Raw genomic sequence first — 25,521 nt, 5'->3', positions numbered from 1 at the left:
TCGAATCATTAAAGTATAGCGATTCTCATGAATCTAATCGGCATCGTTTATCTTCACTGTTTTCAGTGGATTACGGAGTTTACGCGCTTGACAGACTTCCTGGCGTCCCCAGGGAAGATCGGGCGCGATCATGCGGTTACGGTTTCATGCGTTCTGGCCGGCTGGTAATTTCCAGGGACAGTGCGGCTGGAGATGGCTAGCCGGTTCCAGGCGTTGATGGTGATGACGGCGAAGGTGAGATCGGAGATCTCTTTCTCGCTGAGATTGGCGCTGACCTCGGCGTAGGCTTCGTCGGATGCATGGCCCTGAGTGATGAGGGTGAGAGCTTCAGCCCAGGCCAGTGCCGAACGCTCGCGGTCGGTGTAGTAGGGGCACTCGCGCCAGGCGTCGAGGGAGTAGAGGCGCTGTTCGCCTTCGCCGATGGCGCGTAGATCTTTCCAGTGCATGTCGAGGCAGAAGGCGCAGCCGTTGATCTGAGAGACGCGCAGCTTGACCAGGTGGAGCAGGCCCTCCTCGAGGCCGCACTGGGTGAGGTATTTCTCAAGACCAAGCATGGCGTGATACGCGCCGGGGGAGAGTTTGGCGTAGTTGAAGCGTGGTTGCATTTTAGTTCTCCTTCTTGTCTGTGGGTTGGTTCGCCGGTGGAGCAGACAGGCCGGTCGAAATGTTTGCGGGGTTCAGGCGAAATACTGCGATTCTTCGCTGCGCTCAGAATGACGAGCTGACTTTGGAAGAGATGACGGGCTGAAGTTGGAAGGACAGCCAGGAGAAGAGCACAGGTTGAGGCGATGGGGATCGGGTTCATGAGCGTGGTTTTTCCTGGGCAGCAGGAACAGTGAGCGGCGTCGCGTGGTCGCAGATAAAGGTGGCGAGAAAGGTTGTGGGCTCGGTCTGGCTGGCGTTGGCGGAGATGAGGTGCTTCCCGTTGGGAGCCTCATAGAAGCTGTCGCCGGCGTGATACACCGTCACCGGACCCGGCTGGGCAGAGGCGGGATCGTGGACCTGCATGCGCACCGTACCCTCGAGAACGTAGCCGATGACGGGGCAGGGGTGGCTGTGGGGCTGAGACGATTCGCCCGGACCGTAGTGGACCTGAACGACCTGGAAATTGAGGTTGTCGCCTTTGAGCGGGGGAAGGCGCTGCGAGATGACGGTGCGGGTACGCGCGGCAGGCTCGTGCTGCGTGGCAGGAGCCTGCTGCGGAGGGGATGTGGATGGCAGCGGTGCGTAGCAGATGACGGCGAGTACGTAGGCCCAGCGTTCGATGAGGCTCATGTCTGAACTCTCGTTTCCTCCCGCTCGTACGGTGGAGCGGAAATCTGTTGCTGAGATGAGACTAAGGAAAAGAAGACCAGTAAAACAGAGCCATTTACGGTAGTCTTGCTGTACCAATTTCGAGGAAACAGATGCCGAGGCGATCGGGATTGACGGAGATTCTGCTGGGCGAGCGTGGAGAGGGTGAATCTGCCTATCGGTGGCTGTACGCCGCGTTGCGGCGGGAGATCCTCGAAGGCCGTCTGCGGCCCGGAACACGGCTTCCGGCGACGAGGGATCTGGCCGCGGAGTACGGGCTTTCTCGCGGAACTATCGTGACCGCATTCGAGGAGCTGAAAGCCGAGGGATACATTGAAGGCAGCGTGGGCTCGGGCACGTACGTGAGCAAGGTTCTGCCGGAGGAGCTGCTGGAGGTGAGGCGGAACGGCGCCCGGAAAGAGCCGCCGGCGAAGCCGCAACGGAAGCTGGCGAAGTACGGCGAAGGTGTTCGGTTGTTTCCAAACTTTTCGAGCAGGGCCTCGCGCGCGTTTCGTCCAAACCTGCCGGCGCTCGATGAGTTTCCCGTAACGCTATGGGCGCAGATTGCGAATCGAAAGCTCAGGCGCGCCTCCATGTCGATGCTGACGGGATGCGAGCCGGTGGGCTATGGCCCGTTGCGCGAGGCGATCGCGGCCTACGTGTCACGGTCGCGCGGAGTAGTGTGTACGGCGGCGCAGGTAGTGGTGGTTTCGGGGGTGCAGGAGGCGCTGGACATCACGGCCCGGCTCTTTGTCGATGCGGGGGACAGAGTCCTCGTGGAGGACCCTGGGTATATCGGTGCGGCGCGAGTGTTCGAGGCCATGGGCGCGAAGATGATCTCGTTGGGGATCGATGGGCAGGGCGCGAAGCTGCCGGGGGCCCGGCAGACGGCAAAGCTGGTGTACATAACGCCAGCACATCAAGCTCCGCTGGGCGTAACGATGAGCCTGGCGAGAAGGCTGGAGATGCTGGAGTGGGCGAGGCGTGCCGGGGCGCTGATATTCGAGGACGACTATGACGGGGAGTACCGCTACTCGGGCCGGCCGGTTCCGGCGCTACAGGGCCTGGACCGCAACGGCCTGGTGCTGTTCGCGGGGAGCTTCAGCAAGGTGCTGTTTCCGGCGCTGAGGCTGGGGTACCTGATCGTGCCGGAAGACCTGGTGGACAAGTTTGCGGCGGCGAAGTCGATCCTGAACCGGCACGCTCCGCTGCTGGAGCAGACGGTGCTGTGTGAGTTCATCGAGGCGGGTCACTTTGGGAGACATCTGCGCAGGATGCGGGAGGTGTACTCGGAACGGCTGGGAGTGCTGCTGGAGGAGGGCAGAAAGCAGCTGAAGGGTGTGGTGGAGATCTCGGAGATTGAGGCGGGACTGCAGACAGTGGGCTGGCTGGCGCCGGGGATTGACGCGAGGGCAGTGGCGAAGGCGGGCTCGGCGCGCGGGGTAGATACGATTCCGCTGGCGGGTTTCTATCGCAGTGCGCAGGAGCTGGAGCAGAGGGAGCGCGACGGGCTGCAGATGGGATTCGCCACGGTGGCACCGAGGGAGATACGGCGAGGCGTGGAGGAGTTGGCGCGCGCGCTGGAGGGAGTGGTGCGGAGCGCGGGATAGCGCAGGTGGATGAGGGTCAGGCCTTCGTGTCGACGGCTGCGGTGGAGTCGAGAGTGGCTTCGATGCCGGAGTTGACCTCGGCATGGGCGAACTCTGCGGCGACACGGATGCCGTTCATGATGGCCTTCTCGTTGGAGGAGCCGTGGCCCACGATGCAGACCCCGCGTACACCCAGCAGTGGCGCTCCACCATACTCGGAGTAGTCGAGACGCTTTTTGAAGTCGTCGAAGGCCCGGCGAGAGAGCAGGGCTCCGACCTGTGAGGTGACGGTGGACTTGAGGGACTCGCGGAGAGAGGTGGTAACCAGCTTGACGATCCCTTCGGAGGTCTTGAGGGCGACGTTGCCGACGAAGCCGTCACAGACCGTCACATCACAGTTGCCGTTGAATAGGTCGCGGCCTTCGACGTTGCCGATGAAGTTGATTCCTGGAAGGGCACGGAGCAGGGGAAGGGTGTCGCGGGTGAGGGCGTTGCCCTTGGAGTCCTCTTCGCCGATGGAGAGCAGGCCGACACGCGGGTTCGAGATCTTGAGCACGTTCTGGGCGTAGATGTGGCCCATGACGGCGAACTGCACGAGATTGTCGGGGTCGGAGTCGACGTTGGCTCCGACATCGAGCAGAAGCGAGGGGGTTCCGCGGGTGGTGGGAACGATGGTGGCGAGAGCGGGCCGGTCGACTCCCGAGAGCATGCCAAGAACCATCTTGGCCGTGGCCATGGCGGCTCCGGTGTTTCCAGCGGTGAAGAAGCCGGCGGCTTTTCCGGGCCCTGAGGCGGAATGAGGGTGGCCAGCCTGCGAGGAGGCGCGAGAGGCGAGGCCTTCGCGGACCATCTTAAGGCCGACGCGCATGGTGGAGTCGCGCTTGGTGCGGACGGCCTGCGCGGCCTTGTCGCCCATGGTGATCCACTCGGAGGCCGGTGTGATGAAGACGGGAAGGTGCTTCTGATGGCGGACGTGCTGGCGCAGGATAGGGCGCAGGATATCTTCGGGCCCGACCAGGTGGACGCGGACGTCGTAATGACGTGCAGCAAGGACGGCCCCGCGGATCTCAGGATCGGGGGCCTTGTCGGAGCCCATTGCGTCAACCACGATGTCAATCGGCATCAGGAAACGATATCAGGGTTTCTATTGCAGGAAAGATACTTAGCTTGCTTCTTTGACCGTAAGGACGTCGCGGCCCTTGTAAGTTCCGCACTTGCGGCAGGCACGGTGCGGCAGCTTGCGCTCGTGGCAGTTGGGGCACTCGGAGAGTCCGGCGGGGGTGAGGAAGTCATGGCTGCGGCGCTTGGCGGTGCGCTGCTTGGAGTGGCGCCGTTTTGGATTAGGCATTGCAGTATCCCTTTCGATCGCCCGGAGCCGGCACGAGTGCGGGCGACGAGGCAGAAACTTTGATTAGTGCTTAACCTCGATTTTGTCAGCCAGACCCGCCAGCGCATTCCAACGCGGATCAGACGGAGTCTGTTCGCAGGAGCAGATTGCGTGGTTCTGGTTCTGACCGCAACGAGGGCAGAGGCCCTTGCAGTCCGGCTTGCAGAGGGTTCGGGGTGGCAGGGATAGTAACACCTGCTCGCGCACGACATCCTCGAGCAAAAGACCGCTCTCCTCATAATACCCGATTTCGGTCTCGTCGGGGGTAATTGCGTGCTCGCCCATCTCGGCGTCGGCCTCGGCGGGACGGAAGATGAGGTCAAACTCACCGGAGAGGGTCTGGGGAACGGGGTCGACGCAGCGGGCGCAGAGGATCTCGAAGTCGCCCTCGTAGGAGGCGCGGAGGCGGATGTCGTTTACCTGGGAGCGAGAGCCGCGCTCTTCGCTGCGGTGCTCGACGAGGAGATCGGCCTGGCCCTTTACGGGCAGAGGAGCGACCTGTCGGATGTCAGGGCCGTATTCGAGTGCATCGGGGGCGATGATTTCGTCGATCTCGAGGGGTTCGTCGAAGAGTTGGACCGGGGTAATGAGCACGTATTTAAGCGTAGGACTTTGGTGGGGCGGGGTCAATGGGCCTTAGGTGTCGCCCTGGGAACTTAAGCCGAGGCAGGCAAACTACTGGGATTCTTCCTTTCAGTCAGAATGACGATTGTGACCACCAAAAGCAAAGGAGAAAATATTTCTCATTTGGTACAGACAGGCATGGGGTGGGTGCTTTAATGTGGTGCGAATGAAATCGACACACCCTGTGTGCATGTGCGGTTAGGGACTTGTTGAGGTGGGGAAGAATGCTTAAGCGAAGTTTCGTCGCAGCCATCGCGGTGATTGGACTCAGCGCCGGTCTGCAAGCGAAGGCAGAGACGCTGCTGGCGAATGACTTTGGCGCGAAGGGCGATGGCGCTGCCGTGGACACGGCTGCGATTCAGCGTGCTTTGGATAAAGGCGCGGGAAAACATGCGACGATTACGTTCCGCCCCGGTACGTATCGCATCGGCTCGATCTTCGTGAAGAGCGGAGAGACGCTGGAGATCCCCAAAGGCGTCAAGCTGCTCGGCATTCAGGAGCTGTCGGCGTATCCGCTGATGCCGACGCGCGTGGCCGGGATCGAGATGACCTGGCCGGCGGCGCTGGTGAACGTCTACAAGCAGACCGATGTGAAGATCACGGGTGAAGGAACGATCGACGGCGACGGTTCTTATTGGTGGAAGAGCTACTGGGATCTGAGGAAAGAGTATGAGCCGAAGGGGCTGCGCTGGGCCTCGGACTATGACGCCAAGCGACCGCGGCTGATCCAGATCTTCGATTCGTCGCAGGTGACGCTGGATGGGCCCCAGCTCGAGCGGTCGGGCTTCTGGACGGTGCATATCTGTTACTCGCACGACGTGACAGTGGATCACGTGACGATTCGCAACAACATCGGCGGACACGGCCCTTCGACCGATGGCATCGATATCGACAGCTCGCGAAAGATTCTGGTGCAGCATGCGGACATCGAAGTGAACGACGATGCGTTGTGCCTGAAGGCCGGGCGCGATGCCGACGGTCTGCGCGTGAATCGGCCTACGGAAGACGTGGTGATTCGCGACAGTGTGATTCGGCATGGGGCCGCTGCGGTGACCTTCGGCAGCGAGACCTCGGGAGGCTTCCGCAACATCGAGGCCTACAACCTGACCGCATATGAGGGAGTTGGCAGCGGTGTGTTGTTGAAGAGTGCGAAGGTGCGCGGAGGTGGAGGCGAGAATCTCCGTATCCATGATCTGCACCTGACAAACGTTCGTACGCCGATCCAGGTGAACCTGAACTGGAACCCAAGCTACAGCTATGCGGAGATGCCGAAGGACGTAAAGAATCCTCCGGCCTACTGGAAGGTTCTGACTGAGAAGGTTCCTGAAGAGAAGGGGCTGCCTCACTTTCGCGATGTTCATATCTGGAATATCGAGGCGACGGGAGCGAAGACGGCGATTGCGATTGCGGCGTATCCGAATGCAAAGCTCGAGAACTTCCGCATCGATCACGTGAAGATCGCAGCCGCAGATGCGGGCAGCATCGCCGATACTGACCATCTTGTGCTGGATGACGTCAGCCTGACCGTTCCTCAGGGAAGCCGGTTGAAGGCAGACGGCAATGTGGATTTGAAGGGTTTGGATGAAGTGAAGTACCGGTGAATGCAGGTATAGGGAAAGACAGAGTGATGAAGGAGCGCATGATGAGGTTTCTGATGAAGTCGGGAATCGCTGGTGTCTTGCTGGCCGGATGCCTTGGGGCTATTGCACAGACGGCGATGCCTCCGAAGACGTGGGTGGATCGCGATACGGGGCACCGTATCTTTCGCGTGACGGACGAGCCGGGATCTTCGGGCTTCTACTTCAATGTGAATGCCTATTCGCCTGACGGAGGCATCATGGTCTACACGGCTCCGGATGGAATCCACACGATGGAGCTGTCCAGCCGTAAGACGCGGTTGCTGATTCCGAATCCGGCGGCTGCATTAAGAGTCTCGGAGCAGGACCGCATGGGTTCCGGCAATCGTGCGATTGTCGTGGGCCGAAAGACGAACAGCATCTTCTTTTCGAGAATGGATGCGACGACACACCTGCAGACGATCTTCAAGGCGGATCTGGTCTCCGGCAAGGTTACGCAGCTGGCGACTCTGCCGGCCCGCGCAACGATCTCGACGGTGAATGCCGATGAGACTCTTGGGGCAGGCGTGTATACGGAGACGGAGGCTGGAGCGGCCCAGGAGTATGGAAGGAATTCGCCGAGGTCCGGCCCGCTGGTGCAGCCCGAGGGGAAGGGCGCAATGATGGAGCGTCGCCTCGCCGCTCGTATCCCGGTGGTGCTGTTTACGGTCGACCTGAATACGGGAAAGGTGAAGGAGCTTCTGCACTCGACCGACTGGATTGGGCACCTGCTCTTTTCTCCGATCGATCCTACGCTATTGATGTACTGCCACGAAGGCCCATGGCACAAGGTCGACCGCATCTGGACCATTCGCATCGACGGAACCCAGAACGAGCTGCGGCACAAGCGAACGATGCTGATGGAGATCGCCGGGCACGAGTTCTGGGGCCAGGACGGTCAGACGGTCTGGTATGACTGGCAACCTCCCAAGGGTGAAGACTTCTGGTTGGCGGCGTTCGATGTCTCGACCAACAAGCGGGTGGCGTATCACCTGCAACGCGATGAGTGGTCGATTCACTTCAACGTGAACAAGGGCGCTACGTTGTTCTGCGGCGATGGCGGCGACCCGGGGCAGGTGGCGCACTCGCAGGTGGGGGAATGGATCAATCTCTTCCATCCCGAGTGGCGGAAGAACGACGACAGTCTGGTCGAACCGACGTTCTGGAAGCCCGGTGTCTTCGAGCGTGAGAAGCTGGTGAACATGGCTCACCACAACTACAGGCTGGAGCCGAACGTCCGGTTTTCTCCGGACAGCAAGCTGATCTTTTTCACATCGAATATGTTTGGGCCGAGCTACGTCTTCGCCGTGGAAGTGGCGAAGGCACAGTCCGGCGCGAGCGATCTTCAATCCACGCCTGAGCTGGCTGCGAAGTTTGCGCCGACTCCTTCAGCAACCCCAGCCGATAAGTAGGAGTGAGAGATTCATGCGTCGATACGCACAGGTAATTCAGTTACGACCCGAGTTCAAGGACGAGTACATTCGCTACCACGAGAAGGTGTGGCCAGGCGTGCTGGCCACGATTGAGGCGTGCAATATCCGCAACTACTCGATTTTTCTGCATGGGTCGCTGCTGGTGGCATATCTGGAGTACCACGGCGAGGACTTTGAGGCAGATATGAGGCGCATGGCAGCCGATCCCGAGACGCAGCGGTGGTGGTCGATCATGGATCCGATGCAGGAACCCGTGGCGGAAGCTCCAGCGGGAACGCGATGGCTGGAGCTCCCGGAGGTCTTTCACTTCGATGGCGCGCCGATCGGGTCCGATTCGTAGTGCCGGATCTCCGATTCGTAGTGCCGGATCTCCGATTCGTAGTGCCGGATCTCCGATTCGTAGTGCTGAATCTCCGATCGATGGATAACCTGTAGGGGTGAAATCCATGAGACAGCTTTTCGCCGGCGTGGCCGTAACGGTTACGCTGGCGGCGGGGGCGATGGCGCAGCGCGGAGGCGTGGCGAGGCCGGACCTGAACGGCGTGTGGCGGTTGAATGCTGCCGAGAGCGACTTCGGCCAGGTTCCGCCTCCGGTAAAGCAGAGCGAGGAGATCACGCAGGCCGGTGAGGAGATGGCGATCGCGGTCTCGATCGAGCGGCCGGAGACGAAGCAGAATTACACGCTGCGTCTTCGGGTTGGCGGTGGCGAGACTCCCATGGAAATGCTGTTTCCTGCCGGCACTCCCTTCCGGATCCTGAGCGTAAGAGGAGAGTGGAAGGGCGCGGTCCTGGTGGTGACCGAGCGGGTCGAGTTTCAGGGAACCGCGGGGACTCTCGAAGCGAGATATCAACTGGCGGCGGCCGGAAAGAAGCTGAAGAAGACGACGCATGTGGCGATGCCGGACGGGACGCTGGATACGATGACGGTGTACGACAGGGAGTAGAGTTGTCCTTTCGAATGACGATTTCCGATGGAGGATTGAAAAATGAGCGTGAAGCTGAAGGATCTGTTTCTGGAGACGTTGAATCGCGAAGAGGCAGGGACCCGGAAGGCGCTGGAGCGGGTTCCAGAGGGCGAAAACGACTGGGCTCCCCATGAGAAGTCGATGAAGCTGGGTTACCTGGCATCGCTCGTCGCATCGATGCCGAAGTGGATCGACCTGATGATCAACCAGGACGAGCTGGACTTCGCTCCTGTGGGCGAAAACAAGAACAAACCGTTCGAGTGGACGAATACCCCTGAGCTGTTGGCGATCCTCGACGAGAGCATGAAGAAGGCTCGCGCAGCTTTGGAGTCGACCACTGACGAGCATCTGTTGACGACCTGGAAGCTGAAGGCGGCGGGACACCTGATTACCGAGGATCCGCGCTATGTCAATATTCAGCAGGGAGTGCTGATGCATTGGGCCCATCATCGTGGCCAGCTGACGGTGTACTTGCGCTTAAAGGAGGCTGCGGTTCCGGCGATCTATGGGCCTTCGGCGGATGAGAGGTTCTAGACTGGAGACCCTCCCCCCTCTAACGCGGGTAAAATCACTATTTTCAATGGTTTAGCTGACGGCTATCGCTGCAAAATATTGATTCCAGGCGATTTTATCGCTAAAATATTGCAAAATAAGGTTTTAGGTGGAAAAGAGAATGGCCTCGGAGATATTCCGGGGCCATTCTCTGTCTCTGGTTCTATTTTAGCGATGCGGGGGAACTGACGGCCACTTTCGGGGCATTTATTTTCCGGCATAACTGGTTGTTTTTGTTCGGTTTGCGAGAATCATCGCTGGAGCCGGGGCTTGACAGGGTTTTTCGCGCTCCGGATCAGTGGGGGTTCTCGAGCCGCTGGATGTTGGCGAGGGTGTCGGGGTCGTTGGGATGAAGCTCGAGGACCTTGCGGTAGAGCGCGAGCGCTTGGTCGGGGTGGCCGGACTCCTGGTAGAGGATCGCCAGGTTGAAGTACGGCGTCGGGTCGGTGGAGTTGCGGTCGATGGCGCTCTGGAACATGCGCGCGGCCTCGTTGGCGTGTCCCTGCTCGTAGAGAAGGACGCCGAGGTCGGTGTAGGCGTCGGAGTTGTTGGGAGCGAGCGCGATGGCATGGCGGAACTCGCGTTCGGCCTCGACGTTATGTCCGGACTGATGGAGGACAACGGCGAGGTTGAGGGTGGTTCCGGCGTCGGCGGGATTGAGGGAGAGGGCCTGCTGGAAGGCCTCGCGGGCCTCTTCCAGGCGCCCCATGCGGGTGTAGGTTTCGCCCAGGCTTGCGTAAGCACGCTGGTATCGCGGGCTGAGCCGAATGGCGTTCTGGTAGGCGGTGACGGCCTCGGAGAGATTGCCCGCTTCGCGGAGGGTGAAGCCGAGATTGAAGAGCAGCGCCGAGCTGTTCGGGGTCGCCTCCAGGGAGTCGCGGTAGAGCTTGACGGGGGAGCCCCAGTCGGAGAGACGGGTCTCCAGTCGATAGATTCCCCACATGGCCCAGAGCACGACGGCTCCCAGGACGAAGGGGCGTAGCCGTGACCGGACGACGGAGCAGAGAGAGACGATGGCGATGGCTACGCCGATGGAGGCGATGTAGGCGAAGCGTTCCGCCATGCCCTGATACAGAAAGACAAGGCCGCAGAAGGGGGCCAGGGCGAGGAGCAGCCAGGTGAGGCCGAAGGCGGCCGGGGGGATTCGTCGCCACAGGTACGCGGTGAGGGCGATGAGGGCCAGCAACGCTGCCCAGGCGAGTGCAGCGGCAACGGAGAGCGTGTTGGGCGGTGTGGAGGTCGAGCGCTCGACGCTCATGTGGATGGGAAGAAAGACCCAGCCAAGGTATCTCCAGAGAGTGATGGCGAAGGCTGTAAAGGCCGCAGGACCGTCGGCGCCGTGTACGCCGACGGCAACGCGGAGAGCGAAGAAGACGCCGAATGCGGCAAGGTCTGCCGCCAGAAGAGTAAGCGCCGGCCGGGTCTTGAGGGATTGAAAGTTGTCGCGAGAGGAGAGCGCGATGACGAGGGCTGCGAATGGAAGGATGAGGACGCCGGATTCGTGAGAGAGAAGTGCGGCGACCGCAGCCGTGAACGCGCCCACGAGGTTGATCGGCCCGAGACCTTCAAGATAACGGACGGTTGCGAGGAGGCTGAGGAGAAGGAAGAAGAGGCAGAGCAGGTAGGCGCGGGCGCTGATCCAGGCTACGGCCTCGGAGTTGATGGGGAGGCTCAGCCAGAGGAGAGCGGCGGCGGTCGCGACAAAGGTGGCGAGGCGAAGGCGCCGGAGGAGAGAGAAGAGCAGGACTCCGTTGAAGAGATGAAGGAGGAGGTTGGTGAGATGAAAGCCGACGGGACGGAGTTCCCAGAGCTGCCGGTCGAGCGCGAGCGAAAGCCAGAAGAGAGGACGGTAGGAGGCGCCACTGCTGCCGCCGGTGGAGCGGAACTCGGAGGCGAAGGCGACGGGGGCAGTCAGAAAACGGGTGAAGACGGAGTGCCAGGAGGCGAGGTTGGGATTGCGGACGATCTGATCGAGGTCGTCGTAGACGAAGGGTGCCTGAAGCACGCGGCTGTAGAGCAGGATGGACCACGAGGCGATGACGAGAATCCAGACCCAGGTGGGGAGAGTTTCGATCCAATTAGGCGGATTGTAGCGGCGCTTCGAGGCTCTGGGCTGGGCCATGTGTCGATGATAGTGCGTCGATGAGAGTGCGACGGGTTAACGCTTCTGCGCGAATGCCCTTATGCGGTCGCATACGAAGGGACGCCGCGGCCGACTTGGATGGCCCAGCCGGACTGCCGCGTTACCTTTCCTGAGTTCCCCGGTCCCAATTTATTTCGAAGGCAATTCTCCTGAAGGCGGCTCCATGATTTCCTTTATGATGCGGAGGCATATGCGATCAATCGCTTGGGCCGCGCTGACTTTTGTCGCCGCAGGAATTATGCAAGGGGAGCAAGGCAACTCACCACCGGATCTTTACATTAGTAAGGGTGCATGCCCGTTTGAGTGTTGTACCTATCGCGAGTGGATTGCCAATCGAGATCTGACCGTAATGGATAAACCAAACGGAAAACCGATAGCTCAGTTGCGAAATCACGAGCACGTGTCTGCCATTACAGGAGAGATCGAAACTCATCCACTGCGCTTTCAAATAAGACAAAAGGGCCCGGACAAGGACGCTGTCTCCATTCCCGTGGGTTCGCCTGTTTACCTTTTGCATCCCGTAGGTGAAGGGTTTTGGTTGGTCTGGTTCCGAGGCAAGGTGATTCAGATGGACCCTCAATACGTCGGGCCTGGTCCCCGATACCAGTGGTGGGCAAGAATAAAGATCCATTCTGGTCAAGTTGGCTGGGTTCGCATGAACGTCAATGACCTCCCGTTCGATCAAGTTGACAGCTGCGCTTGACGCTAATTCCTCAGAAGTGCCGCTTGCCAGGATCGAGCCGAGCTCAAACCCCTGATCTCTCTTAAGTCAGCGCTTATGGGGCCGCGCCCCTGGTCTTTCTTAGCGGGGCGGGCGCTGTGCCTTGGGATGACGGCGGCGTGGCATGCCTTTGCCGGGTTCCTGGCGCGGTATGTGGCTCCTTACGTCTGAGGTGGGGAGTCGGTTCGGGCGGTGACACTCGCTGGAGACGGATCTCTGTGCCGCTTCGGGCAAACTACCGGGATTCTTCGCCTACGGCTCAGAATGACGGAGAGTTATTTGTGGAAGAGGCGGATTCCAGCGATGCCTTTGGCTCCGGCGGCGAGGCACTGCGGAGCGTTCTCTTCGGTGATGCCGCCGAGGGCGTAGACGGGAATGGGGTCGGCGGCGAGGCAGGCTTCGTGCAGGGCTTCGAGGCCGGCGGCGGGCGTGACGAGCTGGCCGGAGATGGATTTTCCGAAGACAGGGGCGAAGAGGACGGCATCGGCGCGGTTGCGGCGGGCGATCTGAATTTCAGCGAGGGTGTGGCAGGAGACGGTGACGATGGGGGCCGGAAGTCCGAGGCTCGCATAGCGGCGGCGCACGTGGCCGGGGAGCAGGGGAGAGTGGGCGGGAAGGTGGACGCCGTGAGCCCGACTCTCAACGGCGGCCTGGAGACTGCGGTTGATGAGCAGGCGAGTGGGAGAGGACTCGGCGGCAATGGCGGCGAGGATGCCGTTGGCGAGATCGGCAAGATCAGCGGCGAGGAGATCTTTTTCGCGGAGCTGGATAAGGTCGATGCCTCGCCGCGCCCACAGGGTGGCCTGTTGGACGAGGGCCGCGTGTCTTTGGGACTCGTCGCCGGGAAACAGGGTGCGGTCGGTGATGGCGCAGCGGAACACGTCGATAAGTTTAGTAGCAGGAGCGAGATGATGGGGCTCGGAGGGGGAGAGACGGGGAGCGGCGGGGGGCCGCGGAGGGGCCGTGTGGTAGTTTTTAGGCAGCGAGTGTGTTCTGAAGGGTCGCCGGAAGGCCGGTAACTCTGAGCATGGAGAGGCACATAGGAAGGGACGGGTCCTCGGGCGGCAGTGTTTGCGCCCATCGCTGCAGAGCGGGCGAAGAGGGGCTAATCGCTAACTGAACCGGCGACGACAGACGTCGCAAAGAGTTTGGAGTATATGGGTAGTGTGTACGATCTGATCGTTATCGGGTCCGGCCCGGCTGGGCAGCGCGCAGCGATTTATGCGGCCAAGCTAGGCAAGAAGGTTGCGCTCGTCGAGATGCGCGAGGTGGTCGGCGGCGTCTCCATCAACACCGGGACCATTCCTTCGAAGACGATGCGCGAGGCTGTGCTGCATCTGTCGGGCTACAACTACAAGTCGATCTATGGCATGAACTACCGGGTGAAGGAGCGGATAACGATGGCCGACCTGGCCTTCCGGGTTCAGCACGTCATCAAGACCGAGATCGATGTAACCGAGGCCCAGCTTTCGCGAAATAATGTGGAGATGTTGTCGGGGGTTGCGAGCTTTGTGGATCCGACCCATGTGCAGGTGACGAACTCGCGCGGACCGACGGTGTATGAGACCAAGAGCACGCTGATTGGGACGGGGACGAAGCCGGCGAGCTCGGTGCTGGTTCCGATCAACGGCAACACCATCATCAACAGCGACCAGGTGCTGGAGCTGACGAACCTGCCGAAGACGATGATTGTGGTGGGCGGCGGCGTGATCGGGGTGGAGTACACCTGTATGTTCGCCGCGCTCGGTGTGCGGGTGACGCTGATCGAGCGGCGGCCAAGGCTGCTGGAGTTTGCCGACCAGGAGATCGTGGAGGCCCTGAGCTATCACCTTCGGGATGCGCGTGTGACGATGCGGCTGAACGAAGAGGTGGAGTCGGTCGAAGAGATGCCGGACGGTGGCGTGGTCGCCAACCTCGAGAGCAAGAAGAAGGTTCAGGGCGATGCTCTGCTGTACGCGGTCGGACGCCAGGGCAATGTCGATGAGCTGAACCTGGCGGCGGTGGGCGTCGAAGCCGACAAGCGCGGCCGTATCCCGGTGGACAAAGACTTCAGGACGAAGTGCCAGAACATCTTTGCGGTAGGGGACGTCATCGGGTTTCCGTCGCTGGCATCGGTGTCGATGGAGCAGGGACGGATTGGGGCGGCAAGGGCGTTTGGGGACGAGTCGATCGTCTCGAATCCGAGTTTTTACCCGTATGGAATTTATACGATTCCCGAGATCAGCTTTATCGGCAAGACCGAGGAGCAGCTGACCGAGGAGGATGTGCCGTACGAGGTGGGCGTGGCGTACTATCGCGAGATCGCGCGCGGCCAGATTCGCGGCGATACGACGGGAAGGCTGAAGCTGATCTTTCACCGCGAGAGCCACTCGATCCTGGGCGTGCACATTATCGGTGAGGGCGCCAGCGAGCTGCTGCACATCGGGCAGGCGGTAATGGCGCTGGGTGGAACGATCGAATATTTCGTGGACACGGTCTTCAACTATCCAACTCTCGCGGAATGTTATAAAGTGGCGGCTTTCAACGGATTGAATCGCGTGAGTAAGTTCGACTAAGGAACGCGGGTCCGTACGAGAGTCTTGCACGAGGTAGAGGAAGCAATGGCGAAGTCGGTTGGTGTGACGTTATCGGAACAGATCTTCACGGGACTGGTGGTGGACCATGCGCTGGTGGGCGATCTGCGGCGCTTCCCGGAGGATGAGAGCGAGTACGGTGCGCTGATAGAGATGCCGACCGAGGCGCTGGTCGACACCATCTGCAAGCAGGTGCTTGCGGTTGCCGGGGAAGGCGCGAAGCTGGATGCCGTGGGGGTCGCAGTGCCGGGGCTGGTGAAGAACGGGGTGGTGGAAGAGGCTCCGAACCTGCCACAACTCAAGGGCGCACGTCTGCGCGATCAGATTGGCGCAAAGCTCAAGCAGCATGGTATCGAGACCCCGGTGACGATTCTGAATGACGCCGATGGTGTGGCGGCGGGACTGGCGGCGGGACACGGCAAGCTGGACAGCATGATCCGTGTATGGACGCTGGGGATGGGAATCGGGTTTGGGCGTTATCCGTTTGCGGCGGGCGTGTGGGAGGGCGGCCACACCATCGTGACGCTGGACGACAAGGAGAGCTACTGCGGCTGCGGGGGCAGGGGGCATCTCGAAGGTGTGATGGGCCACCGTGCGATGCGGCTGCGGTTTCTCGACATGGAGCCGGAGGAGGTCTTCGAAGCGGCGAAGAAGGGCGATGCGCGGTGCGTGGAGTTCAAGAGGCTCTATCACAAGGCCCTGGCGGCGGCGACGGCCAGCTCGGTTCACATGGCTGGTCCGGGAAAGTTCTTTCTGACAGGGACTTATGTGAGCTTTGTGGATCTGCCCATGTTGAAGGACTACACGCACCAGATGGTGAAGATGAGTCCGCTGCAGGGGTACTCGCTGGAGATCGTGCAGGAAAGCGCCGAGAGCAGGATCATCGGGTCTGCAGTAAGTGCGGAACAGGCTGCCGGTATTTTAGCGCGCCAGAGCCCGCTCGAAGAGGATTTGCGGCAGTAGGTAGTGGACCAGGTTGAATTGCGGGGCAATCAAAGTTACCTATAATCCCGGGCGGTCTCAACCGGTCGATGCAACACTGGCTTGAAGTTTACTCGCCGGGGTTTCAAAGGCCAAGGTCTTCGGGGGCGTTGATTTAGGCGCAGAGCTACCTTGTTGAGATCGGCTTGAGAGTAACCGGATAAGTCGGTTTTCTTAGGGAAGTATTGTCTCAGTAGGCCGTTGGTATTTTCATTGGTGCCGCGCTGCCAGGGGCTCTGCGGATCACAGAAGTAGACTTTCACATTCGTGTCCACCGTGAAGCTCTTGTGTTTTGCCATCTCGTGCCCCCGGTCCCAGGTCAAGGAGCGCCGCAGGGACGCGGGCAGTTTACGCACGTGCTTGCTCAGCGCGGCGACGACCGTCGCTGTATCTTTGCTGGGAACTTTGACCAGCATGGTAAAACGCGAATGTCGTTCCACCAGGGTTGCGACATGACTATTGCTGCTGCCGCTAAGCAGGTCGCCTCCCAATGACCGGGAATAGCGCGGTCTTCAACCTCCGCAGGCCTTTCCCGAATAGAGATGGCATCGACGATCTGACCTCGAGACTGTCCGTCAGCCCGCGAGTGCCGTGAGCGACGTATCAGCCGCTTGGACCTGAGGTGCTGAATCAGCTCTTTTTTCAGCACTCCCCGGGCCTGGATGAATAAGCTGCGGTAGATGGTTTCGTGGGACACGCGCATGCTCTCGTTGCTGGGATAGTGGACCTTAAGCCATTTCGAAACCTGTTCCGGCGACCAGTCCTGGATCAGTTTACTGGCCACGATCGTCCGCAGCTTCTCGTCGATGGCAAGAAGGCACACCTTGGGCCGCAGAGCCGACTCCCAGGCCTGATGATCTGCTTCATTGGCTCGATAGAGTGGACCCCGCCATGACGCGCCACCTCCCGGCTCACTGTCGACACAGCCCGTTGCAACCCGTTGGCTATCTCACGAATCGACAAACCGGAAGCAATTCCTCGTGAGATTTCTTCCCGCTCGGCCAGCGTCAGCGTTCCCAGCGAGCGTCGACGAGCATCAGGAACTATCCCGCCGCGCTGCGTCAACAAGAACCGAATAGAACCATGGCCTTTACCGAAGGCGCGGCCAATCTCATGCAACGACTCGCCCGACTTCCAACGGCGCCACATGTCGATCCGCTGCTCGGTGGAAAGCCTGTCCCGTTTTCCTTGTGCCATAAACACCACCTTTAGAATATGAATTCATATCAGATGGTGTTGCATCGACCGGTTGAGACCGCCCGTTTTTTCAATCACGACGGCCCCGGAGTTGAGATTGCTGCGGCGGGTAATGTCCGGATGGCCGACAATCCACCCGGTGCTTGCAATACGACCTCCATCTCGGCTGGATGAGCGCATTGCCCTATAAGCCTTCCAACGCAGTGACAACTGATCGGAACCAACCTCACGCCCCTAACGGTGCCACATTATACGCACGTGCCAGATCGTTGATGTTGTTCCGAAGGGTTGCCCACAGTTTAGCCACGTCGCTCCCGTACTTCCCTCTGGCGACAACTTGGTTGATCCTGCGACCGTCGTCGACCACACGTTCGACCTGAGCCTTCGTTTCTATCCATTTCTCGGTGGCGTCGAACTTGCGTCGTAGCCTGTTTGTGGAACTGTTCAGATCGCCTAGGGCATCGTCCAGCTCGTCCTTGCCAGCTTGAGCCGTGGCCGTTCTTGCTTCGGTATTTGCCGTACCTCTGCGACCAGACGCACGGCCGCTCTGTTGGGCTGTCGAGGATGCATTTCTCGCGTTGTCACCACGACGTTCCAGGTACTTCCTGAACTCGTCCACGCCGTCCTCCACCCGTCGGATCTTTTCCGCGACAACCGCCTTGGTCATCGTCTGCGCGGCGATGGGGATCGAAACCGCAAAGATTGCACAACAACACAGCGCAGTTACGCCGATTTTCCTGAGGTTCATATTCGGCTCCATGTTGATTCGAATTTCCATGTCATCTTACCTCGGTATTGCCGGCTCAGCGCCTAGTCTTTTTCGTCCGCGACATCGACGTCAAAGTGCTTCAGTGGAAGGTTTTTTCGTTGCCTGCCGAACGGCTTGCTTAGACGGTGGTTCCGGTGCGTATCTTCGTTTGATTAACCGTGTGGTCGCAAGGGTTACCGAGGCTCGAGGGTAATTTCCGGATAACGGGCAAACCGGAAGTAACCCACATGGACGTAAACTAGCTTCTCGGGGGTGACACCTAACCTCCGGCAAAGTGACGTTTTCGGAACTTCAGTCATTTACCCCAAACTGACCCACTAACCGGTAGTAAATTCCTTTTGAGCCTTCTGGAGTTTCGATTGTCCTCTCTTTCGTGGATCGCACAGGTTGCTGTCTTCGCGTCGCTGACCATGGGCGCCGCCCTTGCGCAGGATGCGACACCCAAACAAGCCACTGCTCTTCCTGCGCCGCTTGCCCCTCCTGCAGGAAAACCAAAGGTCTATGAAGTCCATCGCACACCGTCGGCGATCCATCTTGATGGAAGGCTGGACGACAAGGCGTGGGCGAATGCCGCATGGACAGAGGACTTCGTGGATATCGAAGGCTCGATTAAGCCCAGGCCTCGCTTTCGTACGCGGGCGAAGATGCTGTGGGATGACCAGTTTCTCTACATTGCCGCTGAGCTCGAAGAGCCCGACGTCAAGGCGTCCATTACAAAGCACGATGCCGTCATCTTTCACGACAATGACTTTGAAGTCTTCCTGAAACCTCTTGCCGATCAGGAAGGCTACTTCGAGTTTGAGATGAACGCGCTGAATACCGGGTGGGATCTCTATCTGAACAAGCCTTATCGCATGGGAGGCAAGGCGGATAACAGCTGGGAGATGGAAGGGCTGAAGACCGCCGTCGCTATCGACGGTACGCTCAACAACCCGGCGGACAAAGATCAGGGCTGGACGCTGGAGATTGCGATTCCGTGGACGGCCTTCCGCTCCCGCCAGCCGGTGCCCAAACCTGTGGTCGGTACGGAGTGGCGAATCAACTTCAGCCGCGTGGAGTGGAAGGCCGGCCAGCCCAAGGAAGACAACTGGGTCTGGTCGCCTCAGGGAGTAATCAACATGCACGTGCCCGAGCGTTGGGGTTATGTATATTTCAAGAAGTAGGTCGTTATACCCTATGCGAAAGCTTATTGCTCTGATCTGCCCGATCGTTCTCACTCTTGCTCCACTCGCCCATGCGCAGGCGCCGATCACGGCAGCCGATGCAATTCAAAAGATTCAGCGACGCTACGCTCCCGCGCCTCCTGCGAAGACGGTCGACACGATCAAGGCCGGCGATCCAGGGACACCCGTTACGGGAATCGCCACTACCTTTCTCGACACGATGGATGTTCTTCGTGAGGCAGCGCGGCGCAACGAGAACCTGATCATCACGCACGAGCCGACCTTCTACAACCATCTCGATGACACGTCGTTCTTCAAAGACGACCCCGTCTACAAGGAGAAGCTGGCGTTCATCGGACAACACCACATGGTGGTCTTTCGTCTTCACGATGAGATTCACATGGCTCGTCCCGACCCGTTCGGCATGGCGCTGGTGGAGGCTTTGGGGGCTACAGAGTATCTCGACGATCCGAGTAATCCCGGCCTTCTCACCATTCCGACGATGTCGCTTCGGGAGGTGGTCAGCGAGATTCAATCGCGACTGCATGCGCAGACGATGCGCATCGTCGGCGATCCTGAGATGCCGGTGACGCACATCGCTCTTCGGCCCGGAGCTTCGGGACTGCAAGCCCAGGTGAGTGCGCTTCGCCAGGCGAATGTCGACGTTCTGATTGCGGGAGAGGCCTCTGAGTGGGAGACGGTCGAATACGCGAGGGATGCAACGGCTCAGGGGCGTAAGAAGGCGCTCGTCCTGATAGGTCACGAGCCTTCGGAAGAGCCCGGCATGGAGCAGGCCGCAAAAGATATCCGCGCGCTGTTTCCGGGTGTGAAGGTGGATCACATTCTCGCGAACCAATCGATGTGGAGCCCCGGCCACGCGCCCGCAAAGTGATGGGAACAGCACTGAGTCCGCATGGCGAGCGGAAGCGAATTCTATTTCACGCGGTTTCAACCGGCAGGCTCGCAGCCTCCCAGGCGGAGATGCCACCGGCCAGCTCGATGAGATTCGTGATGCCACGCTGATCCAGGACGCTGGCTGCGATGGACGATCGATATCCCCCGGCGCAGTGGAGAGCGACTCTGCGGCCGTGGGGAACCTCTTCGAGGCGTTGCTGCAGTTGGCTGAGCGGAATGTTGACGCTGCCCGGGATGTGATTCGCGCTCCACTCGCTGGGTGTGCGGACGTCAACGATCCAAGGCGGATTGGAAGACTGTAGCTCTTCTGCGAGCATGGGAGCGCTTACGCGCTCGGTGGTCTGGACAAGATCCTGCCGCTTTGCCAGTGCGGCCATTCCATCTTTCAGATAGCCGTGAACGCGATCGAAGCCGATTCTTCCCAGGCGCATGGCGGCCTCCTGTTCGCGTCCCGGCTCGGCGAGGATGACGATGGGGCGTGCGGTGTCGAGGAAAGTCCCGGCCCAGGTGGCGTACTGTCCCGCGAGACCGATGTTGATACTGCCAGCCATATGCCCCTTGGCGTAGTCCGCAGCGTCACGCACATCGAGCAGCTGGACCTCAGCGGGGTTCAAGGCGAGGACATCGTCGAGACTCAGCGGACGGAGCGCGTGTTTGAGGGAGTCTTCGAGCGTGGATCTCTCGCGGGTGTTCAGGATGGCGTCGTAGGTGAAGTAGGCGGGAGCGTCGGGCTGATCGGCGGTGACCAGCTTGATGAACTCGTCCTTGGCCATGGGCTTGAGGGCGTAGTTGAACTGTCGCTGCTGGCCGAGGGTGGAGACGGTGTCCGACGAGAGATTCTTTCCGCAGAGGGAACCCGCGCCATGAGCGGGGTAGACAAGGGTTTCGTCAGGTAGCTTCATCAGCTTGTCGTGCAGGGAGTCGTAGAGATGGCTGCCGAGCTCCTGCGCGGTCCAGCCGAGCGAGGCGCGAAGGTCGGGACGGCCGACATCGCCGATGAAGAGCGTATCTCCGGTCAATACGGCGTGGGGTATATCAGGATTCTTCGTTCGATCGAAGACGAGAATCGAGATCGATTCGATGGTGTGGCCAGGGGTTTCGAGGATCTGAAGGCGCAGGCCGGGAAGATCGAGGGTGTCGCCGTCCTCCATGGGGACGAAGCTGTACTCCGCTTCCGCACGTGCGCCAAGGCGGATCTCGGCACCGCAGCGGTCGCGCAGCTCGAGATGTCCGGCGAGGAAGTCGGCATGAAAATGCGTGAGGAAGACGTAGCGAATCTTTACGCCGAGCTCTTCTGCGTCATCGAGATATTGCTGGATGTCCCGCTGCGGATCGATCACGATGGCCGTGGCGCTTGCCTCGTCGGCGATGAGGTAAGAGGCGTGGGCCAGGCAGCCGAGATAGTACTGCTTGAGGAACATGTGCCATTAGAGCACCGCAGCATCATCTCTGGCAGGTGGGGCAGAAGTGGGTACTGCGGCCACCGACGACGATGCGCTCGATGGGAGTGGAGCAGGTGCGGCAGGGCTGGCCGGTGCGGGAGTAGACGCGGTGGTGGAGCTGGAAGAAGCCGGCGACTCCTTCAGCGTCCACGTAGTCGGAGACCGAGGAGCCGCCTAGCTTGATGGCGTGCTTCAGCACCTTGATGAGCGCGGCGCGGAGACGCGTGAGCTCGTCGCGGGTGAGCCGGCCTGCCTGGCGGCGGGGACGGATTCCGGCGTGGAACAGCGCCTCATCGGCGTAGATGTTGCCGACGCCGTGAAGAAGCGACTGGTTTAAAAGCGCTGCTTTGATGGCTGTCTTGCGGTTGCGGAAGAGCGCGATGAAGTCTTCAGGCGAGATGGTGAGGGGCTCGCGTCCGGGACCGGTGTAGGAGCTAGCCGACACGGAGAGACGACCGAAGCGACGCGCGTCGACGAAGCGGAGCTCTTTGCCTCCGCTCAGCGTGAGGATGGCGTGAGTATGGGGCGGGACCTCGGTCTCAGGGGAGGAGACAAGGAGGCGCCCGGTCATTCCGAGATGGATCAGGAACTGTGCGGGCATCTCTGCCGCAGTCGATTTTTTTCGAGAGGCGCGAGTGACGTCCGCGACGATCGTCTTGCCGACTCGGTGAACGCGGTCGATGCGGGAGCCGGTGAGGACGTCTGCGATCTCGGTTGGCGAAGATTTGAAGGTCTGGGGCTTGTTGCTGGTCCAGACCGAGAGGATGGTCTGGCCGTGGACGCGTTGGTGGACGCCGTTGGCGATGGTTTCGACTTCAGGAAGCTCGGGCATGGACTGATTCAAGTATAGGGCGGTGAATTGTGTTTTTTGGCGTAGCGAAATTTTTCGGCTGACGGGGCTGCTTGCCTCTCTCTATACTTGCGAGCGCTATGAAAAGACAGAATGTTTGGGGCTTTCTCGTGTGCGGCGCGGCTATCTGCGCGTCGACTGTGGCTGCGCGGTCGGAGACACTGCTGGTGGCGAACCAGAAGGACGCCAATCTGGCGCTAATCGATACGGGTTCGGCCAAGGTGGTGGCAACGATCCCCGTGGGCGGTGTTACGGGCCATGAGCTTGCCGTCTCGCCGGATGGAAAGACGGCCTACGTTCCGATCTACGGGAACGCCGGTGTAGGACGCGCGGGGACGGATGGCAGCGAGATGTCCGTGATCGATCTCGGCAGCCGTAAGATCGTGGGCAAGGTGGACTTCGGCCATGGTGTGCGCCCGCACTGCGCAATCTACGACAGGAACAGCGGGATGCTGTTCGTCACGACGGAGCTCGACAAGAGCGTCAGCATCATCGATCCGAAGACGCTGAAGATTGTCGGCTCGGTTCCGACCGGGCAGGAGCAGTCGCACATGCTGGTGCTTTCAAAGGACGGCAAGCGCGGTTATACGGCGAACGTAGGGCCGGGTACGGTCTCGGTGCTGGACATGGTGGGCCGCAAGACGCTGGCGGTGATTCCGATCTCGGGGAACACGCAGCGCATCTCGATCTCGCGCGACGGCAGCATGGTCTTTACGGCGGACCAGAAGAAGCCGCAGCTTGCGGTGATCGACACGGCGACGAACAAGGTAAAGACCTGGGTGGAGCTGCCGGCCGTAGGCTATGGGACGGCGACTACTCCGGACGGACGATGGCTGCTGGTGGCGATGAGGGGAGCCAAGCAGGTGGCGGTGGTCGATCTGAAGACCTTGAAGACGGAGCGGACAATCGATGTGGGCGATGGCCCCTCGGAGATTCTGGTGAGTCCGGACGGAAAGCACGCGTACGTGGCGTGTAATATGTCGAACCAGGTTTCCGTGATCGATTTAGGCCACGATGCTGGCCAGTGGAAGGTTGCTCAGACGATCGATGCCGGCAAGTACGCCGATGGTATGGCGATGGTGAAGTAGCGCAGGGATCGCTTGTTTTGCTCAGTGGCCTCCTGTCTGAAGGATGGGCAGGAGGCTCGAGTAATCGTCGGTCCAGAGGCGCAGGTGGGGCTTGACGTAGATCTGGTCGGCGAGTGTTGCGATCTCGGGCTGGGCGAAGAAGGTGGGGTCTGCGGTCATAAGGACCCATTCGGCGCGGAACTCTGCGCGAGCTTCGTTGGACCCGGTAATCACGTTCCGTACCTGCAGGTGAGAGGCTTCGGCGAGCAGCGCGAGTTCGGGAGGGAGATCAAGGTACTGGTTGGAGACGTGAAAGACGAGAATGCCGTTTGGCGTCATGTGCCTGAGATAGAGCTGGATGGCCTGGGTGGTGAGCAGGTGCAGCGGAATGGCGTCGCCGGAGAAGGCATCGATGGCCAGGATGTCGAAGTGCTGTGGCGGCTCTGAGGTGAGCGAGGTCCGGGCGTCGCCGGGGACAACGGTGATGGCGGCCGGTGAGTCGCGAAGATACGTGAAGAGATTGCGCGTTATGGGCTCGACCTGGGGATTGATCTCGTAGAAGCGGATGCGATCGCCGGGCTGGCCGTATGCGGCGACAGTCCCGGTTCCCAGGCCAATGACGCCGATGTTGCGTGGATGCGCGGCGTCGTGATTGCGGCCGCTGCAGCAGAAGCGCAGGGCAAGGCCAATGCCGGAGTCGGCTGCGTAGTAGGTGGTGGGGCGGTGGCTGAACTCCGGGGAGAAGATCTGGGTGCCGTGCTGAATGACGCCGTGAAGAAGTGTGCGGAGGGGCGCCTGTTGTATGGCGGCGTAGGTTTGGGTGACCCGGAGGCTGCCGTAGAAGTTTCGCATCGAGGCGAGTGAGTTATTGGAGTAGCTCACATGAAGAGCGAGGGTGAGGGCAAAGAGTAATGCGCTTGCGGTGGCCCAGAGCAGGCGCTGGGGCCAGCCGTCGCGCCAGGTTGCGGCCAGGGCGAGCAGCGCGGTGGCGAAGAAGGCGAGCGCGAGATCGTAGTTGGCGGAGAAGAGGAGCGGGAAGGCGATTCCGACGAGGAAGGTTCCTGTGGCTCCGCCCCCGGCGATGAGGAGGTAGAAGAGGGTGGCCTCGGAGGCTCGGCGCGGTCGCAGGGCATACGTTTCGCCGTGGCAGAAGAGGCAGGCGATGAAGCATTCGATGAGGAAGAAGAGGATGGTGAGGGTGATGGGAAGGGAGAAGTCCGTCTTCGAGAGCGCGTAGCCGAGGCTGGCGAGCATCACGACGAGCACACGCACGACCAGGGGACGCCGGTAGAGCGCGGGCCGGTCGAAGGCCAGGATGAAGGTAATGAGGTAGACGGCGAGCGGAAGCACCCAGAGCAGAGGGATCGCGGCGATGTTGCTGGTCAGGTGAGCGGTAACGGAGCTGAGCTGCATCGCCGCGGCCATGGGAAGCAGGAACCAGAGCCAACGATGGGTCAGTGGAGCGGTCGGGGCTTCGTCATCCGAATTGAGTGGGGTTGAAAGGGATGAGAGGCTCAGCTGCGAAGTGAGCGCGAAGGCGAGAATCGCAAAGAGCAGGAAACCTGCCGACCAGAAGGTGCGCTGCGCGCGCAGGGTGAGGTTCGGCTCGAAGAGCGTGGGATAGGCAAGGAGTGCCAGAAGCGAACCCGTGTTGGAGAGCGCGAAGAGTCGGAACCAGACGGCTGCCGGCTTGCCATTGTGGTCGGCTTCGCGCTGGGAGAGCCACGACTGCAGCAAAGGGCTGGTGGAGGCGAGCAGGAGGAAGGGAAGCCCGATAGTGCGGGTGAGGGTCCAGAAGACGGTCTCGACCGGATGGGCAGTGCTGCTGAACGATGGGGGAAGAAACCAGCTGAGAGTAAGAGAGAGGAGAGCCGCGACGACGGCGGCGATGTGGATTCGGCGCTGACGGGTTGTGTCGGAAAGGCCGCTCAGCCAATGGGCGTACAGGTAGCCGAGAAGGAGCGTGGTCTGGAAGAAGACCAGGCAGGTGAGCCAGACCGCGGAGGAGCCTCCGAGAAGAGGGAGGATCTGTTTCGCGGCAAGGGGCTCAATGAGAAAGAGGAGAAAGGCCGAGAGGAAGGCGGTGGTTCCGTAGAGAAGGCGCGTGGATGGCATGAGTTGAGTGCAGCAAGGATACCCGAGGCTGGGTGGAGCGTCGCCGGGCTCGTCCAGATACAGGAGCGCCCCCGGCGTTTACTCCCCGCAGCACTGCCAGCTGGTGATGAAGGAGTCAGGTTCTTG

At 60.6% G+C, this 25,521-nt stretch carries 23 protein-coding genes and 1 pseudogene; 12 read left to right on the top strand and 12 right to left on the bottom strand.

The genetic code is table 11. From position 1 onward, the window contains the following. Nucleotides 1–128 precede the first annotated feature (128 nt). Both BDD14_RS13040 and BDD14_RS13035 read right to left on the bottom strand, forming a co-directional pair. Entirely contained in the window at nt 129–605 is a 477-nt protein-coding gene (locus BDD14_RS13040) for a carboxymuconolactone decarboxylase family protein (RefSeq protein ID WP_130419176.1), read from the bottom strand. Between the two features lie 196 nt (nt 606–801). Then, the gene (locus BDD14_RS13035; RefSeq protein ID WP_130419175.1) at nt 802–1,275 is read right to left on the bottom strand and encodes a cupin domain-containing protein; all 474 of its coding nucleotides are present in this window, start codon (nt 1,273–1,275) and stop codon (nt 802–804) included. Between the two features lie 131 nt (nt 1,276–1,406). Here BDD14_RS13035 and pdxR point away from each other — a divergent pair, with 131 nt between their 5' ends. Further along, nucleotides 1,407–2,903: a MocR-like pyridoxine biosynthesis transcription factor PdxR gene (pdxR, locus tag BDD14_RS13030; RefSeq protein WP_130419174.1), complete on the top strand. Its 1,497-nt coding sequence runs from the start codon at nt 1,407–1,409 to the stop codon at nt 2,901–2,903. A gap of 16 nt (nt 2,904–2,919) precedes the next feature. Here pdxR and plsX read toward each other — a convergent pair whose 3' ends face one another. The 3 genes from plsX to BDD14_RS13015 all read right to left on the bottom strand — a co-directional run bounded on the left by plsX (nt 2,920) and on the right by BDD14_RS13015 (nt 4,899). Continuing rightward, complete coding sequence (gene plsX / locus BDD14_RS13025) at nt 2,920–4,005, bottom strand: phosphate acyltransferase PlsX (protein WP_130419173.1); 1,086 nt, start codon at nt 4,003–4,005, stop codon at nt 2,920–2,922. Nucleotides 4,006–4,044: 39 nt separating this feature from the next. Next, on the bottom strand, nt 4,045–4,230 hold the full coding sequence (gene rpmF / locus BDD14_RS13020; RefSeq protein ID WP_035358991.1) for a 50S ribosomal protein L32: 186 nt from the start codon (nt 4,228–4,230) through the stop codon (nt 4,045–4,047). A gap of 63 nt (nt 4,231–4,293) precedes the next feature. Next, nucleotides 4,294–4,899: a YceD family protein gene (locus BDD14_RS13015; protein ID WP_242617927.1), complete on the bottom strand. Its 606-nt coding sequence runs from the start codon at nt 4,897–4,899 to the stop codon at nt 4,294–4,296. Between the two features lie 218 nt (nt 4,900–5,117). Between BDD14_RS13015 and BDD14_RS13010 the strand changes: the two genes are divergently transcribed. The 5 genes from BDD14_RS13010 (at nt 5,118) to BDD14_RS12990 (ending at nt 9,441) form a co-directional block, all read left to right on the top strand. After that, nucleotides 5,118–6,494, top strand: a complete 1,377-nt coding sequence (locus BDD14_RS13010; protein ID WP_130419171.1) for a glycoside hydrolase family 28 protein — start codon at nt 5,118–5,120, stop codon at nt 6,492–6,494. Between the two features lie 38 nt (nt 6,495–6,532). After that, entirely contained in the window at nt 6,533–7,921 is a 1,389-nt protein-coding gene (locus tag BDD14_RS13005) for an oligogalacturonate lyase family protein (RefSeq protein WP_242617926.1), read from the top strand. Nucleotides 7,922–7,934: 13 nt separating this feature from the next. Next, nucleotides 7,935–8,282 (top strand): L-rhamnose mutarotase, encoded by a 348-nt coding sequence (locus BDD14_RS13000; protein WP_130419170.1) that lies wholly within the window; start codon nt 7,935–7,937, stop codon nt 8,280–8,282. A gap of 106 nt (nt 8,283–8,388) precedes the next feature. Next, nucleotides 8,389–8,886: a hypothetical protein gene (locus BDD14_RS12995; RefSeq protein WP_130419169.1), complete on the top strand. Its 498-nt coding sequence runs from the start codon at nt 8,389–8,391 to the stop codon at nt 8,884–8,886. 42 nt (nt 8,887–8,928) lie between these two features. Further along, nucleotides 8,929–9,441 (top strand): DinB family protein, encoded by a 513-nt coding sequence (locus tag BDD14_RS12990; protein ID WP_242617925.1) that lies wholly within the window; start codon nt 8,929–8,931, stop codon nt 9,439–9,441. A 313-nt stretch (nt 9,442–9,754) separates the two neighbouring features. Here the strand turns inward: BDD14_RS12990 and BDD14_RS12985 are convergent, their stop codons facing one another. Further along, nucleotides 9,755–11,581 carry a tetratricopeptide repeat protein gene (locus tag BDD14_RS12985; RefSeq protein ID WP_130419168.1) on the bottom strand — a complete coding sequence of 609 codons (1,827 nt, stop codon included), beginning with the start codon at nt 11,579–11,581 and terminating at the stop codon, nt 9,755–9,757. A 184-nt stretch (nt 11,582–11,765) separates the two neighbouring features. Here BDD14_RS12985 and BDD14_RS12980 point away from each other — a divergent pair, with 184 nt between their 5' ends. Beyond that, nucleotides 11,766–12,305 carry a hypothetical protein gene (locus BDD14_RS12980; protein WP_130419167.1) on the top strand — a complete coding sequence of 180 codons (540 nt, stop codon included), beginning with the start codon at nt 11,766–11,768 and terminating at the stop codon, nt 12,303–12,305. Between the two features lie 293 nt (nt 12,306–12,598). Here the strand turns inward: BDD14_RS12980 and BDD14_RS12975 are convergent, their stop codons facing one another. Next, nucleotides 12,599–13,204 carry a thiamine phosphate synthase gene (locus BDD14_RS12975; protein ID WP_165420053.1) on the bottom strand — a complete coding sequence of 202 codons (606 nt, stop codon included), beginning with the start codon at nt 13,202–13,204 and terminating at the stop codon, nt 12,599–12,601. A 276-nt stretch (nt 13,205–13,480) separates the two neighbouring features. Between BDD14_RS12975 and sthA the strand changes: the two genes are divergently transcribed. Further along, nucleotides 13,481–14,878, top strand: a complete 1,398-nt coding sequence (sthA, locus tag BDD14_RS12970; protein WP_130419165.1) for a Si-specific NAD(P)(+) transhydrogenase — start codon at nt 13,481–13,483, stop codon at nt 14,876–14,878. A gap of 45 nt (nt 14,879–14,923) precedes the next feature. Beyond that, a complete protein-coding gene (locus tag BDD14_RS12965) occupies nt 14,924–15,859 on the top strand; it encodes an ROK family protein (protein WP_130419164.1) in 936 nt (311 codons plus the stop codon). A 57-nt stretch (nt 15,860–15,916) separates the two neighbouring features. Here the strand turns inward: BDD14_RS12965 and BDD14_RS12960 are convergent. Together BDD14_RS12960 and BDD14_RS12955 are read right to left on the bottom strand one after the other, a co-directional pair. Beyond that, a pseudogene (locus BDD14_RS12960) lies at nt 15,917–17,074 on the bottom strand (IS30 family transposase). 226 nt (nt 17,075–17,300) lie between these two features. Further along, complete coding sequence (locus tag BDD14_RS12955; RefSeq protein WP_130419163.1) at nt 17,301–17,822, bottom strand: hypothetical protein; 522 nt, start codon at nt 17,820–17,822, stop codon at nt 17,301–17,303. 380 nt (nt 17,823–18,202) lie between these two features. Between BDD14_RS12955 and BDD14_RS12950 the strand changes: the two genes are divergently transcribed. Both BDD14_RS12950 and BDD14_RS12945 read left to right on the top strand, forming a co-directional pair. Further along, entirely contained in the window at nt 18,203–19,006 is an 804-nt protein-coding gene (locus BDD14_RS12950; RefSeq protein WP_242617924.1) for a carbohydrate-binding family 9-like protein, read from the top strand. Between the two features lie 13 nt (nt 19,007–19,019). After that, the gene (locus BDD14_RS12945; protein ID WP_130419162.1) at nt 19,020–19,898 is read left to right on the top strand and encodes a Nif3-like dinuclear metal center hexameric protein; all 879 of its coding nucleotides are present in this window, start codon (nt 19,020–19,022) and stop codon (nt 19,896–19,898) included. A gap of 46 nt (nt 19,899–19,944) precedes the next feature. Here BDD14_RS12945 and BDD14_RS12940 read toward each other — a convergent pair whose 3' ends face one another. After that, nucleotides 19,945–21,342, bottom strand: coding sequence for an MBL fold metallo-hydrolase (locus BDD14_RS12940; RefSeq protein WP_130419161.1), 1,398 nt, complete (start codon nt 21,340–21,342; stop codon nt 19,945–19,947). A gap of 22 nt (nt 21,343–21,364) precedes the next feature. After that, nucleotides 21,365–22,195, bottom strand: coding sequence for a bifunctional DNA-formamidopyrimidine glycosylase/DNA-(apurinic or apyrimidinic site) lyase (gene mutM / locus BDD14_RS12935; RefSeq protein WP_130419160.1), 831 nt, complete (start codon nt 22,193–22,195; stop codon nt 21,365–21,367). Between the two features lie 98 nt (nt 22,196–22,293). Between mutM and BDD14_RS12930 the strand changes: the two genes are divergently transcribed. Then, the gene (locus BDD14_RS12930; protein WP_130419159.1) at nt 22,294–23,301 is read left to right on the top strand and encodes a cytochrome D1 domain-containing protein; all 1,008 of its coding nucleotides are present in this window, start codon (nt 22,294–22,296) and stop codon (nt 23,299–23,301) included. A 21-nt stretch (nt 23,302–23,322) separates the two neighbouring features. On the opposite strand, the gene BDD14_RS12925 is transcribed toward BDD14_RS12930, so the two are convergent. Next, nucleotides 23,323–25,395, bottom strand: coding sequence for a spermidine synthase (locus tag BDD14_RS12925; RefSeq protein ID WP_130419158.1), 2,073 nt, complete (start codon nt 25,393–25,395; stop codon nt 23,323–23,325). Nucleotides 25,396–25,521: the final 126 nt, after the last annotated feature.

The organism is Edaphobacter modestus (genome assembly GCF_004217555.1).
Taxonomy (GTDB): domain Bacteria; phylum Acidobacteriota; class Terriglobia; order Terriglobales; family Acidobacteriaceae; genus Edaphobacter; species Edaphobacter modestus.
Note: the sequence above shows the minus strand (reverse complement) of the source record. Positions and strands in the feature narration are given on the sequence as shown.